Source organism: Streptomyces sp. NPDC018947, from assembly GCF_044390505.1.
Lineage (GTDB): Bacteria > Actinomycetota > Actinomycetes > Streptomycetales > Streptomycetaceae > Streptomyces.
The window spans coordinates 116262-130047 of record NZ_JBIRZD010000008.1 but is presented as its reverse complement, the minus strand read 5'-3'; the positions used below and the strand labels follow the sequence as shown (position 1 = coordinate 130047).

General features: G+C 74.7%; 12 protein-coding genes. 5 read left to right on the top strand and 7 right to left on the bottom strand.

Going from position 1 to position 13786, the window contains the following annotated elements; genetic code table 11:
• Positions 1 to 153: 153 nt before the first annotated feature.
• Entirely contained in the window at positions 154 to 1365 is a 1212-nt protein-coding gene (locus ACH499_RS17240; RefSeq protein ID WP_399016594.1) for an ROK family protein, read from the bottom strand.
• A gap of 277 nt (positions 1366 to 1642) precedes the next feature.
• On the bottom strand, positions 1643 to 3088 hold the full coding sequence (xylB, locus tag ACH499_RS17235) for a xylulokinase (protein ID WP_399016592.1): 1446 nt from the start codon (positions 3086 to 3088) through the stop codon (positions 1643 to 1645).
• Between the two features lie 157 nt (positions 3089 to 3245).
• On the opposite strand from xylB, the gene xylA reads away from it, so the two are divergent.
• A complete protein-coding gene (gene xylA, locus ACH499_RS17230) occupies positions 3246 to 4409 on the top strand; it encodes a xylose isomerase (RefSeq protein WP_399016590.1) in 1164 nt (387 codons plus the stop codon).
• A gap of 116 nt (positions 4410 to 4525) precedes the next feature.
• Positions 4526 to 4969, top strand: coding sequence for an NUDIX domain-containing protein (locus tag ACH499_RS17225; RefSeq protein ID WP_399016588.1), 444 nt, complete (start codon positions 4526 to 4528; stop codon positions 4967 to 4969).
• Between the two features lie 282 nt (positions 4970 to 5251).
• On the opposite strand, the gene ACH499_RS17220 is transcribed toward ACH499_RS17225, so the two are convergent.
• Together ACH499_RS17220 and ACH499_RS17215 are read right to left on the bottom strand one after the other, a co-directional pair.
• Positions 5252 to 6520 (bottom strand): SWF or SNF family helicase, encoded by a 1269-nt coding sequence (locus ACH499_RS17220; RefSeq protein WP_399016586.1) that lies wholly within the window; start codon positions 6518 to 6520, stop codon positions 5252 to 5254.
• Positions 6517 to 9390 (bottom strand): DEAD/DEAH box helicase, encoded by a 2874-nt coding sequence (locus ACH499_RS17215; RefSeq protein ID WP_399016836.1) that lies wholly within the window; start codon positions 9388 to 9390, stop codon positions 6517 to 6519. The genes ACH499_RS17220 and ACH499_RS17215 overlap by 4 nt, the downstream gene beginning before the upstream one ends.
• Before the next feature lie 243 nt (positions 9391 to 9633).
• On the opposite strand from ACH499_RS17215, the gene ACH499_RS17210 reads away from it, so the two are divergent.
• Positions 9634 to 9816, top strand: a complete 183-nt coding sequence (locus tag ACH499_RS17210; RefSeq protein WP_356202787.1) for a hypothetical protein — start codon at positions 9634 to 9636, stop codon at positions 9814 to 9816.
• A gap of 222 nt (positions 9817 to 10038) precedes the next feature.
• Here the strand turns inward: ACH499_RS17210 and ACH499_RS17205 are convergent, their stop codons facing one another.
• On the bottom strand, positions 10039 to 10923 hold the full coding sequence (locus ACH499_RS17205) for a hypothetical protein (RefSeq protein WP_356202785.1): 885 nt from the start codon (positions 10921 to 10923) through the stop codon (positions 10039 to 10041).
• A 141-nt stretch (positions 10924 to 11064) separates the two neighbouring features.
• The gene (locus ACH499_RS17200; RefSeq protein WP_399016584.1) at positions 11065 to 11361 is read right to left on the bottom strand and encodes a hypothetical protein; all 297 of its coding nucleotides are present in this window, start codon (positions 11359 to 11361) and stop codon (positions 11065 to 11067) included.
• A 96-nt stretch (positions 11362 to 11457) separates the two neighbouring features.
• Here ACH499_RS17200 and ACH499_RS17195 point away from each other — a divergent pair, with 96 nt between their 5' ends.
• Positions 11458 to 12357, top strand: a complete 900-nt coding sequence (locus tag ACH499_RS17195) for an oxygenase MpaB family protein (protein ID WP_399016582.1) — start codon at positions 11458 to 11460, stop codon at positions 12355 to 12357.
• Here ACH499_RS17195 and ACH499_RS17190 read toward each other — a convergent pair.
• A complete protein-coding gene (locus ACH499_RS17190) occupies positions 12343 to 12867 on the bottom strand; it encodes a PadR family transcriptional regulator (protein WP_399016580.1) in 525 nt (174 codons plus the stop codon). The genes ACH499_RS17195 and ACH499_RS17190 overlap by 15 nt on opposite strands.
• A gap of 158 nt (positions 12868 to 13025) precedes the next feature.
• On the opposite strand from ACH499_RS17190, the gene ACH499_RS17185 reads away from it, so the two are divergent.
• On the top strand, positions 13026 to 13781 hold the full coding sequence (locus ACH499_RS17185) for an alpha/beta fold hydrolase (protein WP_399016578.1): 756 nt from the start codon (positions 13026 to 13028) through the stop codon (positions 13779 to 13781).
• Positions 13782 to 13786: the final 5 nt, after the last annotated feature.

The window sequence follows — 13786 nt, the reverse complement described above, 5'->3', positions numbered from 1 at the left end:
GCCGGGCTCCGCCGGCTCACTGACCTGGCCCACACGGGACACGCCGGGCACGGCCGGCCCCTGTCCGGGCCGGTCCTGTCCGGGGCCGGGTCGCCCCCCGAGGGCCGGGTGAGGGCCCTGCCGCCGTTCGTCCCCCCTCAGACCCTCCCCGTGTCAGACCCGCCCGGCCACCGCCGTCGCCGGGTCGTCCAGGACCCCGCGTATCACCGAGTGGGCCGCCCCGAGGAGCGGTCCCTCGGGTCCCAGCGCCGACACGGAGACGGGGCAGGCCGGGCCGGCCGTGCGCCGGGCCAGTTCCTCCCGCAGCGAGGGCAGCAGCCAGGGCGCCAGACCGGCCAGCGCTCCGCCCAGCACCACGCTCTCCGGGTCCAGCAGGTTCACCGCGCCGGTCAGTGCGACACCGAGCGCGGTCCCCGCCTCGCGCAGGGCACGGCGTACGCGTTCGTCGCCCTCGGCGGCACGGCCCGCGAGCACGCCGACGCGGTCCTCGCCCGGTTCCACCCCGGCCGCGCGCAGCACCGCCTCCTCACCGGCGTACTGCTCAAGGCAGCCCCGGCCGCCGCAGGCGCACTCGGGCCCGTCCGGATACACGGGCACGTGTCCCAGCTCGCCCGCGAACCCCCGGGTCCCGCGCAGCAGGCGCCCGTCGACGACCACACCCGCACCGATGCCTATCTCGGCGGAGACGTGCAGGAAGTCCCGCGGTGTGCCGTCCCCGAGCCACAGCTCGGCGAGCGCGCCGAAGTTGGCCTCGTTGTCCACGGTCAACGGCACGTCGCACGGCAGCAGGGCGCCCAGATCGGCGTCGTGCCAGTCGAGGTTCGGGGCGTGGACGACGGTGCGGCCGTCCCGCGCCACCAGACCCGGCACGGCCACCGCGACCCCGGCCGGCCACAGTCCCTCGGCCTCCGCCTCGTCGGTGACCCGGCGCACCAGGCCGGTGAGCTGCTCGAGCACCGGCTCCGGTGAGCTGCCCCGATGGCTGCCGTGCCGGACGGCCCGCGCCCGCACCTCGCCGCGCAGGTCCACCGCGCAGACCGCGAGGTGGTCGACCCCGATCTCCGCGCCGATCCCCGCCGGCCCCCGCGCGCTGACGGCGAGCGCCGAGCCGGGCCGGCCCACCCGTCCGGGACGTTCGGGCCCCAGTTCTTCCAGCAGTCCCGAGCGGATCAGCTCGTCCACGAGGGTCGACACCGCCGCACGCGTCAGTCCGATCCGTGAGGCGACCGAGGCCCGGGACAGCGGCCCCTCGGCGCTGACGGTGTGCATCACCCGGGCGAGGTTGCGGCGGCGCATGCCCTGCTGGGTGTCCGGCAGCGCCCGCCCCGGGCGGGGCGGACGGGTTTCGTGCGGCGGTGCGGTCATGCCTCCGTCAGTCCTCGTTCGGTACTCGTCGGGTCTCGGTCGGTTTCGGGTCGGCACGGCGGCTCGCGGGCCCGGGGCCGTCACCGCAAGCCCGGCGCAGGACCGCGACGGCGACGTCCGTCGATCGGCCGGAACAGTGCCACCCGGCGCACCACCGGTCCGGCGATCCCCGGCGGCCGGGTCCGTCACCGGCCCCGGTGTCCGGCATCCTCACCGCCCCGGCCGGAACGTCCTCCGGCGGCGCCTGCCGGCAACCTCGTGCGGAATCGCCCCGCCCTCAGCGGGCACCCCCGTCCCGTTCCAGCAGCCGCCCCGCGTCGGAGACTACCCCGGCGATCCTGGCCAGCGTCGCCTCGTCCCGTTCCACGGCGTCGAGCACCGGACCCGCGGCCGTATTCCAGCGCCGGGCGACCGCCGCCGGGTCCTCCCCGGTCAGCAGACCGGCCGCCTGCGCCGCCGCGCCGAGCGCCACCAGCTCCTTCGCCTCGGGAATCCGGACGGGACGTCCCGAGAGGCGTCGTACGGTCCGCTGCCACGCCGCCCCGCGCGCGCCGCCGCCGATCAGCAGCAGTGGCGCGGAGGGATCGGCGTCCGCGTCGAGGACCAGGTCGAGCGCACCGAGCAGCGAGTGGACCGCGCCGTCGTAGGCGGCCTGGAGCAGTTGCCCGGCACTCGTGTCGTGGCGCAGCCCGTACAGCAGGCCGGAGGAGTGCGGCAGGTTCGGAGTGCGCTCGCCGTCGAGGTAGGGCAGGAACGTGACGTCCGTGCCGGGCTCGACGGCCTCCCGGTCCAGCCCCAGCAGGGCCGCCACGCGGTCGACGGCGAGCGTGCAGTTGAGGGTGCAGGCCAGCGGCAGCCAGTCGCCCCGCGCGTCGGCGAAGCCCGCCACGGTGCCGGTCGGGTCGGCGGTCCGGCGGCGTGACACGGCGTACACCGTGCCGGAGGTGCCGAGGCTCATCACCGGCACACCGGGGCGCAGGCCGAGGCCCAGCGCGGCCGCCGCGTTGTCCCCGGTGCCGGCGGCGACCAGGGTGCCCCTGGAGAACGGCAGATCGTGGCTGTCGCGCACCGTCCCGGCCACCTCGCCGGGCCGGACCACGCGGGGCAGCAGCGCGGGATCGAGCCCCACGCGCGCGAGGACGTCCTCGTCGTACGACTCGGGCCCGGACGCCCACCAGCCGGTGCCGGACGCGTCACCGCGGTCGGTGGTCCCCTCGCCGGTGAGCCGCTCGGTCAGATAGTCGTGGGGGAGACGCACCGCCCTGACGGCGCGCGCCGCCTCCGGCTCGTGCTCGGCCAGCCAGGCCCACTTGGTGACCGTGAACGAGGCGCCGGGCACGCTGCCCGTGCGGTCCGCCCAGACCTTCGCGCCGCCCAGCTCCTCCACCAGCCGGCGGGCCTGCGGAGCGGAGCGCACGTCGTTCCACAGCAGCGCCGGGCGCACCGGTTCGCCGTCGGCGTCCAGCGTGACGAGACCGTGCTGCTGTCCGGCGACCGACACGGCGGCGGCCTCGTGCGCCGCCTCACCGCACTGGCGCAGGGCCGTGCGGAGGGCGTCCCACCACTGCCGCGGGTCGCTCTCGCGGCCCGCGCCGGAGGACACGGTGTGCGGTGCCTGGCCGCTCGCGACGACCCGGCCGGTGGCCGCGTCCACGACCAGCGCCTTGGTGGACTGGGTGGACGAGTCCACACCGACGACGAGCGGACCCTCGGCTGCTGACATCGGGCTACTCCCTCTCCTGGGGGGACTTCGCGGCTGACCCGGACGACTCGGACACGACCCTGCGGGGGCACCTTGTTCCCTTCCCGGAACCGCGTGTGCATACTAATTTGTAAATCGCCATGACGAAATAAGCGCCAGCGAGCCGAGGAGCCGTGAAATGAGCTACCAGCCCACTCCCGAGGACAAGTTCACGTTCGGCCTGTGGACGGTCGGCTGGCAGGGCCGGGACCCGTTCGGCGACGCCACCCGTCCGGCGCTCGACCCGGTCGAGTCGGTGCGGCGGCTGGCCGAGCTGGGCGCGTACGGCGTCACGTTCCACGACGACGACCTGATCCCGTTCGGCTCGGACGACTCGGAGCGGCAGGCCCGGATCAAGCGGTTCCGGCAGGCGCTCGACGCGACCGGCATGAAGGTGCCGATGGCGACGACGAACCTGTTCACGCACCCGGTGTTCAAGGACGGCGCCTTCACCGCGAACGACCGGGACGTGCGCCGCTACGCGCTGCGCAAGACGATCCGCAACATCGACCTGGCCGTGGAACTGGGTGCCTCGGTGTACGTCGCCTGGGGCGGTCGCGAGGGTGCGGAGTCCGGCGCCGCGAAGGACGTACGGGACGCCCTGGAGCGCATGAAGGAGGCCTTCGACCTGCTCGGCGAGTACGTCACCGGGCAGGGGTACGACATCAGGTTCGCGATCGAGCCGAAGCCGAACGAGCCGCGCGGCGACATCCTGCTGCCCACGGTGGGACACGCGCTCGCGTTCATCGAACGGCTGGAGCGTCCCGACCTGTACGGCGTGAACCCCGAGGTCGGGCACGAGCAGATGGCGGGTCTGAACTTCCCGCACGGCATCGCGCAGGCCCTGTGGGCGGGCAAGCTGTTCCACATCGACCTCAACGGCCAGTCCGGCATCAAGTACGACCAGGACCTCCGCTTCGGCGCCGGTGACCTGCGTGCCGCGTTCTGGCTCGTCGACCTGCTGGAGCGCGCCGGGTACGCGGGGCCGCGGCACTTCGACTTCAAGCCGCCGCGCACGGAGGACCTCGACGGAGTGTGGGCGTCGGCGGCCGGCTGCATGCGCAATTACCTCGTCCTGAAGGACCGGGCCGCCGCCTTCCGCGCCGACCCCGCCGTGCGGGAGGCCCTCGCCGCGGCCCGCCTGGACGAACTCGCGCTGCCGACCGCCCCCGACGGGCTCGAGGGGCTCCTGGAGGACGTCACGGCCTTCGACACGTTCGACGTCGACGCCGCCGCCGAGCGGGGCATGGCCTTCGAGCACCTCGACCAGCTCGCCATGGACCACCTCCTCGGCGTCCGCTGAGCCCCCGGCGACACCGCTCCGGCCCCGTCCCCCGGGGAGGAGCCGGAGCGGCGCGTGCGCCCGGCGTGCGGGAGGCCCCCGTCAGGGCATTCCGGGCGCCTGGGAGGATGACGGGCATGACACAAGAGCGTGGAGTGAGGGTTGCCCCGGGCTCCGGTGAGGCCGAGCCGCTCGCCGTCGTGGCGGCGGCGATCGTGCGGGAGGGGCGCCTGCTCGTCGTGAGCAAGCGTGCCGCCCCGGACGTCTTCTACCTGCCCGGAGGCAAGCCCGACGCGGGGGAGGAGCCGCTGGAGTCCCTGGTCCGCGAGCTGGACGAGGAACTGGGGGTCGAGCCCCGGCGACCCCGTCTGCTGGCCGAGGTCGAGTCGGTCGCGGTCCTGGAGGACGTGCCGATGCGTCTGACGCTCTTCGAGGCCCGGATCGACCGGACGCCCCGGCCCGCCGCCGAGCTGGCGGACATGCGGTGGATCACCGGACACGAAACCGACATCCGCCTCGCACCCGCCGTCACGGACCACGTCCTGCCCCTGCTGCGGCGGGCCGGCTCCATGGCCCCGTAGCGCCGCGACCGGGCCGTACCTCCGACGCGGCGCCGGCTCCGTGAGCGGCGGGCTTCGGGCACGGCACGGGCTTCGTGGCCGGCGGGCTCGGTGGGCCGACGGGTACCGCCCCGCCGTGCCGCGTGGCGATCCGCGGGCCCGCCGTACGAGCCCGCACCGGGGCGGCCTCGCGTGACCGGGCGGCGCCCGCCCAGGAGCCCGCGACGGCCCCGGCCGGGTGACCGCGCGGCCGACCCGGCGGTACGGGCCCGACGCCCGTACCGCCGCGGGAGACTCACGGCGTCACTGCTCGTCCCCGGACGGGTGCGCCGCCCACGCCAGGGCCGTCGCCGGATCCTTGGCCGGGCCGCCCACGGGAACCCAGCGGCCGCCCTCCTCGCGGAACGGCCACCAACGGCCCTCGCGGTCCAGGCGGAGCTGGTGCGGTGAGCCGGCGACCGTCCAGTGGTTGGCGCGCGTGCGCAGGGCGGGCCCCTCGTCGCCGTCCCACGCCGCCTCCAGTGCCGCACGCGCGCGTGCAAGCCTCTCGCCCCGCACGGTCCACTCCTCCTCCAGCACCGACAGCGCGGCGGCGCCACCGAGCCGCCACGCGCCTACCGCCGCGGCCAGTTCCTCCGGGTCGCGGCCCGACCCTTCGGCGAGACGGTCCCGAGTGGCCGCTCCGGGCTCGCCCGCGGCCAGCCTCACCGCGTCCTGCGCGGCCGTCAGCTCCGCGCCGGCGGCCGGGCTGTCCTGCCCGGTGCGCAGGGCCTCCGCGAGAAGGCGGTGCGCCTCCGCCGCCGTACGGGAGGCCAGGAAGGACAGCGCCGCCGGGTCCGCACCGGGCGCGGGCTCCGTCCCGGTGTCCAGGAGGGGCGGCTCACCCGGCTCGTCCGGAACGGCGGGAGGCGCGGGCAGCGGAGGCAGCACGGCCCCCGCCGCGTAGGCCTCGGCGGCGTCCACGCCCTCCGGGTCGCCGGCCGTCTCCTCGGCGGGCGCGCCGTCGCGCCCGTGCAGCGCGGCCAGTACGGCCTCCTCACCGCGTCCCCGCATCAGCAGCAGGACGAGGGGATCCTGGTCCAGCAGGCGCGCCACCTGGTAGCAGAGCGCGGCGGTGTGCCCGCAGTGGTCCCAGGTGCCGCAGTCGCACTCGGGCTCCAGATCGCCCATGCCGGGCAGCAGGTCGATGCCGGCCGACGCCGCGTCCTCGACGAGATGCGGCGGCATCTCCCGGTCCAGCAGCGCCGCCACATGACCGGACCGCTCGGCCGCCATGTCGACGAAGCGATCCCACTGCTCGTCGGACAACTGCTCCAGCAGGACATCGGCGCGGTGGGGCGACCCGTCAAGGTCCCGGACGACCGCCGTGATGCGCCCGGGACGCACCGAGACCGCACCGACCGCTCCCGCGCGCGCGAGGCGGCGCCCGGCCTTCACCTGCTTGCCGTCCATGGCCGCGTCCTCCAGCGCCGACAGCCAGGCCCGGCCCCACCAGGTCTGCGCGAATCCCCTCCCGTGCGCGGGCGGCAGCGGGGCGAACGTCCGTTCCGTGTCACCGTCGTGGTGGTTCATCGCGCACCTCCGCGCAGCTCGACCAGGTCGGCCAGTTCCGCGTCCGTCAGCTCCGTGAGCGCCGCCTCGCCGGCTCCCAGGACGGCGTCGGCGAGCGCGCTCTTGCGGTGCAGCAGGGCCGCGATGCGGTCTTCGACGGTCCCCTCCGCGATCAGCCGGTGGACCTGCACCGGACGGGTCTGGCCGATCCGGTGGGCGCGGTCCGTCGCCTGCGCCTCCACGGCCGGATTCCACCACCGGTCGTAGTGCACGACGTGCTCCGCGCGCGTGAGGTTCAACCCGGTGCCCGCCGCCTTCAACGACAGCAGGAACACCGGGACCTCGCCGTCCTGGAACCGCCGCACCAGCGCCTCCCGCTCCGAGACGGACGTCCCGCCGTGCAGGAGCAGGGACGGCACACCGCGGGCGGCCAGGTGCTGTTCGAGCAGCCTGGCCATGCGCACGTACTGCGTGAACACGAGCACGCTCGCGTCCTCGGCGAGGATCGTGCCGAGCAGCTCGTCCAGGAGTTCCAGCTTCCCCGAGCGGCCCGCGATCCTCGGGGAGTCCGCGAGGTCCTCCTTGAGGAACTGCGCCGGGTGGTTGCAGATCTGCTTCAGGCCCGTCAGCAGCTTCACGATCAGTCCGCGCCGGGCCATGCTGCCGCTCCCGGAGATCTCCGCGAGCGCCTCGCGCACCACCGCCTCGTACAGGCCCGCCTGCTCCGGGGTCAGCGGCACGGGGCGGTCCGTCTCCGTCTTGGGCGGCAGCTCGGGAGCGATCCCCGGGTCCGACTTGCGGCGCCGCAGCAGGAACGGCCGTACGAGGCGGGCCAGCCGCTCCGCCGCCGCCGGGTCCTGGCCGTTCTCGACGGCCCGCGCGTACCGCATGCGGAAGGTGCCGAGCCGGCCCAGCAGCCCCGGTGTGGCCCAGTCCATGATCGCCCACAGCTCCGAGAGGTTGTTCTCCACCGGAGTGCCGGTGAGCGCCACGCGCGCGCGTGCGCGAAGGGAGCGCAGTTGCCGCGCGGTCTCCGAGTACGGGTTCTTCACGTGCTGCGCCTCGTCCGCCACGACCATGCCCCACGCCACGGCGGCCAGCCGTTCCGCGTCCAGGCGCATGGTGCCGTAGGTGGTCAGCACGAACTCGCCGTCGGCCAGGTCCGCCAGCTCCCGCCGGGTGCCGTGGAAGCGGCGCACGGGCGTGCCGGGCGCGAACCGCTCGATCTCGCGCTGCCAGTTGCCCATCAGCGACGTCGGACAGACCACCAGGGTGGGGCCGGCGGCCGAAGCGTCGGTCTGACGGTGCAGGTGGAGGGCAATCAGGGTGATGGTCTTGCCGAGGCCCATGTCGTCGGCGAGGCAGCAGCCGAGGCCAAGCGAGGTCATGCGGGCGAGCCAGTTCAGGCCCCGCCGCTGGTAGTCGCGGAGCGTGGCGTCGAGCGCGGCCGGCTGTGCGACGGTGTCCTGTCCCTCCGGGTCGGTGATCCGTTCCCGCAGTTCCGCCAGCCAGCCGGTGGGCCGGACCTCGACGTGGCCCCCGTCGGCCTCGGCCGAGCCCGTCAGCGCCGCGGCGAGCGCGTCCACGGGGGTGACCTTGCGGTCCTCGCGCGCGTGGGCCCGGCGCACCTCCTCGGGGTCCACGAGGACCCACTGGTCGCGCAGCCGCACCACGGGCCGCCCGGACTCGGCGAGCCGGTCCAGCTCCTCGCGCGTGAGGCTCGTGTCGCCCAGGGTGAACCGCCAGTCGAAGGCGATCAGCGCGTCGGCGGACAGGAACGACGTCCCGCTGTACGGGGAGAGGCGGCCCGGTCCGGGCTCGTCGTCGGCCGGTCCGACCTCGGCGCGGGTGGTCAGCTCGCGGACCAGCTCGCGCGGCCAGTGGACGTCGATCCCGGCGCCGGCGAGCGCGCGGCTGCCCGCGCCGAGCAGCTCGCCGACCTCCTCGTCGGCGAGGTCGACGGCCTCCGGCACCGCCGCCGCCAGCAGCGGCGCCAGCGGCGGCCACGCCCGTGCCGCGCGGCGGAGCGCGAGCAGGGTGTCCGTACGCGCACGCGTGCCGAACGCGTCCTCCACCCCACCGGCCCACACCGCGGCGGTGTCCGCGACGAGCGACGGATCGCTCATGGAGTGCACCTGCGGAACGACCCGGAACGCCGGCGGCGCGTCCTCGGAGCCGCCCCGCGGATTCCGCACCTCCACGCGCAGCGACAGCCGTACGCCCGTGTCGTGGGCCGCGGCGACGTCGGCGGCCCAGGCGCGCAGCTCGGGCAGTCTCTGCGGCTGGGGCGCCGCGTAGGCGGGGCCGCCCGTCACGAGCGCGGCGGCGGGGGAGCGGGGCAGCGTGTCCGCGACGGCGTCCAGGAAGGCGCGGACCAGCCGCTCCGGGTCGGGCAGCCGCGGGGGCCCGGCGCCGTCCACCGGGGTCGCGTGCGCCTCGGGGGGCATGGCGGCGGCCAGATGGCGGAGCCGCTGGACCTCCTGGGCGCTCAGCGGACCCGTCCGCCAGGCGTCGTGGTCGGACGCCGACAGGCCGGGCAGCAGCAGACCCCGCGCCAGCAGGTGCAGCGCCTCGACGGCGACGGCACCCCAGAACACGGCGGCCCGATGGCCGTGGGCGTCGGCACGCGCGCGCGTGAGGACCGGCAGTGCGGCCCTCACCGGCAGCAGGGCGGCGGGCACGTCGGCCGGTGCCACGCCGTCGCCGTCGGGCACCACGACCGTCAGCTCCTCGACGGTCCCCGGCGCGACGGACGGCGGGTCCGCTCCGTCCGGCCGCCAGAAGGCGACGGTGCCGGTCCGTGCCGGGTCGCCGGGCAGGAACACGGCACAGCAGCGGGAGAGTTCCGAAGGATCCGGGGGAGGGTGGTGAAGCGTCGTCTGCGCGGTGATGACGTAGTCCTCAAATTTGACTAGTGGGGATGCGGGCGCCGATTGTACACCATGCTTCAGGGTCGAGGGTGCGGCCTGTCCTCCGCCACCCGATCGGCGGAGTCCCGGCGACGGGGAGCGGGCCGGGCGGGGGCGGGTAGAGGTCAGGTCTCAGGGTTCTCTCAGGGGCGAGGTGCGGAACCGCGGGAAGCGCGGGCCCGTTCTCAGAACAGAGTGCGGCAGTGGCCGCTAAGGAGGCGCACCATGTCGAACAACGCCAAGATCGCCGCTGGGGGTGTGGCGGCCGGGCTCATCCTGCTCATCTGGCTGCCCTGGTGGGCCGCCCTGCTGATCATCCTCGGAGTCCCGGCCGCCGCGTACCTCACGCTCGACCCCTCGCAGCGGCGCAGGCTGCGCCGCGTCACGCGCAAGGAACTCGGCCGCTGATGCCCGCGGCCCGTCCGGCGGGCCTCGACGCTCTGTCGCGGTCCTCCCGGCCGGGTCGCAGGAGCTGACCACGCCGCCGTCCGCGGACCCCCGCGCGGTCGGCGGGCGGCGCGGCGCCCGGCTCCACCCATCGGGCTCAGCGCGTCGTACGCCGACCGGTGACACCGGGCGCAGACGGGAGGAACACGTCTCGTAGCGGAGGCTCGAAGGGCGACGGCCCGATCAGCTCGGCCGGACGGCCATCCGGTCGAGGGCTTCCAGGAGTCCGGGCAGCTCCGGTCCACGGCCCACCGGCAGGACCTCCCCGGGCTCCTCGTCCAGCAGCACGAAGGCGATGTCGTCGGTCCTGGCGACGAGTGACCAGCCGGGGCCGTCGGCGCGCAGGGTCCGCGCGTCGCCCGGCGCGAACGACGACCGGACGCGGCCGAGCGGCGGTGGCGCGTCGACGTAGGCACGCGCCTCCGCGAGCACCCGCCGGACCCCGCCGTGCCCCGCGGCACCGGTCCCTTCCGCACCGTCCGCCCGCGAGTCGGCACCGGCGCCCTCGGCATCGGCCGAAGGCTCCCGGTCCGCACCGCCGCTCGCCTCACCGGCCGGTTCCGGGAAGTCGGCGTCGTCGACCTGATCCCGCCACCGCGCCCACTGGAGGGCGATCTCGTCGGCCCCCAGACGCCGCTGGGCGGGCCCCCAGACCGAGGTGTCCGGCGGCGCCAGCGCGGGCCGGTCGGCGGACCCCGGGCCGGGATCGTGCGGCGCGGGCACGTCCGGCGCCGCCACGGCGACCGCGAGGGGCCAGCCGGGCAGGACACTGACGACCGTACGCTCGTCCGGCGACAGGTCGTACTCCATCCCGCAGTCCCAGGAGGCCACGGCGACGGCGACCAGCGAGGCGTCGTCGATGACGACGGTCCACCGGGCACCGTCCCCGTCCTGGCCGAGCACCAGGCCGTAGCCGTCGGCCAGCGGCGGGAGCCCGAGAGCGGCGCACGCCTCCGGGTAGTCGTCGCCCAGGACGCTCGGGAACTTCGCCGGCGTCAGAAGCACCGCCGTCAGCACGTAGAGCGCGTCGTCCGCGGCGGCGACGGCGTCCTCGTCCGTCCCGGCCATCCCAGCCTCCCCATCGGTTCGTCCAACGGCGCGCACCCTAGTGCGGCGAGGAGGCGCTTGTCACGGGTCCCCGACGCACCCGAGCTGCGGTTCTCCGGCTGGCGGGGGCGATTCGACCGACCTTCACAGGACCTGCGCGCGTCACGCCGCCGGCAGCCCCAGCAGCGCACGCGCCACGTCCCGGGGCGATTCACCGCGCTCCCGCGCGAGCGCGACGACCGCCCGGCAGGCGAGCTCGTTCACCCCGAAGGACAGCGCCTCCGGTGACACCCATCCCGCCACCTCGTCGATGCCCTCCTGGTTGTCGTCCGCGCACGCCGTGACGTACGCCGCGGCGGCCTCGAACAGATTGTGCGAGCGTGCCTCCCGCTCCGTCCTCTCCTGTGCGCGCCGCGTGCCGGTCCATCTCTTCCAGGTCTCGCGAGTCCTGCCGAACAAGCTGACCACCCTCCCCTGCCGTCACCCTGGCCGAGCTCTCATCTCCTGCTTCTCAACGTAGAGTTGCAGCTCCTACGGCAGAAGGGGACGGCCACGGTGAAGCGTTTCGAACGGCTGGCGGAGATCCGGCGGCTGGACCCGTACCGGGACGCCTGGGAGATCTACCGGCTCTCCTCGGTCCATGAGTTCCCCTGGGACTTCACCCGCGCCCTCGAACTCGCCCTCTACCGCACCTACGCCGTCCCGAGCATCGGCCGGCTGCTGGCAGAGACGGCGGAACTCACCGACCGCGCCCAGAAGCGGTACGACGACACCGTGCTGCTGCTCGACGCGGTCGTCGAGCACGGATTCGGCAGCGAACAAGGGCGCACGGCGATCCGCCGGATCAACCAGATGCACCGCAGCTACGACATCGGCGACGAGGACATGCGGTACGTCCTGTGCACGTTCGTCGTGACACCCAAACGCTGGATCGACGCCTACGGATGGCGCAGGATGTCCCGCCACGAGACCGTCGCCTGTGCCGTGTACTACCGCACGCTGGGACAGCACATGGGCATCAAGGACATCCCGGAGTCCTACGAGGAGTTCGAGGCCTGCCTCGACGCCTACGAAGAGGCCCACTTCGCCTGGGACGAGGGCGGACGCCGCGTCGCCGACGCCACGCTCGACCTCATGACCTCCTGGTACCCGCGCCCCCTCGCACCCCTGTTGCGCACCGGCACACTCGCCCTGCTCGACGAGCCCCTTCTGCGCGCCTTCCGCTACACCCCGCCGGCTCCCGCCACCCGCGCCCTCGTGCGCCGCGCGGTCCGGCTGCGGGGGCGCGTGGTCCGCCTGATGCCACCGCGCCGCGCCCCGCACTTCGCCCGGCAGAACAGGGAGGTCAAGGGCTACCCCGAGGGCTACCGGCTGGCGGAGCTGGGCACTCGCCCGGTCCCCGGCACGGGAGGCTGCCCGGTGCGCCGCCCGGGCGGCACGTCACCCGTCGAGTGAGTCGATCGTCTCCCGCAGCCAGGTGAGTTCGGCCCGCGACGTCGCCCGGGCGATGGTCAGGACACCGCGCCGGAAGGGATCGTCCAGCTCCTCGGCGACGAGCGGCCGGTCGCCGTCGTAGAAGAAGCTCGCGGGCTCCTCGAGGAAGGCCAGCCTGCGGCGCAGTACGGCCGCCTGGGCGGGGGCGTCGTCCAGGTGCCGGAGGAAGGCGAGCACCGTGAACCAGCGGTTCTCGTCCGTGATGTCGCGTCGCGCGGGCTCGGCGAGCCGGCGGCGTAGTTCCCGCCTGCCCTCCTCGGTGAGTGTCAGGACGTGACGCGGGGCGGCGACCGAGCCCGGCTGCGTGGTGCGGGCGAGCAGCCCCGCCTTCTCCAGGCGCTTGATCGCGGGATAGAGCGTGCTCTCGGCGACGGGACGCACGTGTCCGGTCAGCGCGCTGATCCGCTTGCGCAGTTCGTAGCCGTGCAGCGGGGCGTCGTAGAGGAAACCGAGGATGGCGAGCTCCAGCATGCCCGCATTCTCGCGCACGACCGCGGTACATCGAGCACCTCGTACATCTGCTCCTCGCTACATCTGCTCCTCGCTACATCGGGACGGCAATACATCGAGGCCGATGTATTCTCTTGGCGTGCGGGAAACGTCATGCCCGCACGACGAGGGAGGGTGAGATGGAAGAGGCCGAGTTCGACGGCAGGGGCAGCCGGATCCGCTGGACGCAGACGCCGGGGGAGGAACCCGCGCGGGTGTACGTGCACGGGCTCGGGGCGATGTCGTCCGTCTACCACGCGCACATCGCGTCCCGGCCCGAACTCGCTGGCCGGCGCAGCCTCTTCGTCGACCTGCCCGGCCACGGCCTCAGTGACCGTCCCCAGGACTTCGGCTACACCCTCGACGACCACGCCGGGGCGCTCGCGGCGGCGTTGGACGCGGCGGGTGTGACCGGTGCCGAACTGATCGCGCACAGCATGGGCGGCTCGGTCGCCGTCGTCCTGGCCCACCGGCGGCCGGATCTGGTGTCCCGCCTGGTCCTCACCGAGGCCAACCTCGACGCCTTCCCGCCGCCGACCGCGGGCAGCAGCGGCATCGCCTCCCACACGGAGAACGATTTCGTGAACGGCGGCCACGCGCGCGTGCTGGACGGCGTCGGCCCCCTGTGGGCGGCCACGATGAGGCTGGCCGACCCGCGTGCCCTGCACCGCTCCGCCGTCGGGCTCCGTCACGGATCGCGGCCCGTGATGCGCACCCTTCTCGAAGGGCTGAGCGTCGACCGGGTGTATCTGCAGGGCGCGCTCAGCGGCGACCTGGACGGCCGGGAAGCCCTGGAGGCCGCCGGTGTGCGGGTGGTGACCGTGCCGGACGCCGGGCACAACGTCATGTTCGACAACCCCGACGCGTTCACCGAGGCCGTCGCGGGAGCGGTCTGAGCGTC

Bases quoted from the DNA above. Each gene is read 5' to 3' on its own strand.
- ACH499_RS17240 (WP_399016594.1), bottom strand. From the start codon at position 1,365: ATGACCGCACCGCCGCACGAAACCCGTCCGCCCCGCCCGGGGCGGGCG.
- xylB (WP_399016592.1), bottom strand. From the start codon at position 3,088: ATGTCAGCAGCCGAGGGTCCGCTCGTCGTCGGTGTGGACTCGTCCACC.
- xylA (WP_399016590.1), top strand. From the start codon at position 3,246: ATGAGCTACCAGCCCACTCCCGAGGACAAGTTCACGTTCGGCCTGTGG.
- ACH499_RS17225 (WP_399016588.1), top strand. From the start codon at position 4,526: ATGACACAAGAGCGTGGAGTGAGGGTTGCCCCGGGCTCCGGTGAGGCC.
- ACH499_RS17220 (WP_399016586.1), bottom strand. From the start codon at position 6,520: ATGAACCACCACGACGGTGACACGGAACGGACGTTCGCCCCGCTGCCG.
- ACH499_RS17210 (WP_356202787.1), top strand. From the start codon at position 9,634: ATGTCGAACAACGCCAAGATCGCCGCTGGGGGTGTGGCGGCCGGGCTC.
- ACH499_RS17205 (WP_356202785.1), bottom strand. From the start codon at position 10,923: ATGGCCGGGACGGACGAGGACGCCGTCGCCGCCGCGGACGACGCGCTC.
- ACH499_RS17190 (WP_399016580.1), bottom strand. From the start codon at position 12,867: ATGCTGGAGCTCGCCATCCTCGGTTTCCTCTACGACGCCCCGCTGCAC.
- ACH499_RS17185 (WP_399016578.1), top strand. From the start codon at position 13,026: ATGGAAGAGGCCGAGTTCGACGGCAGGGGCAGCCGGATCCGCTGGACG.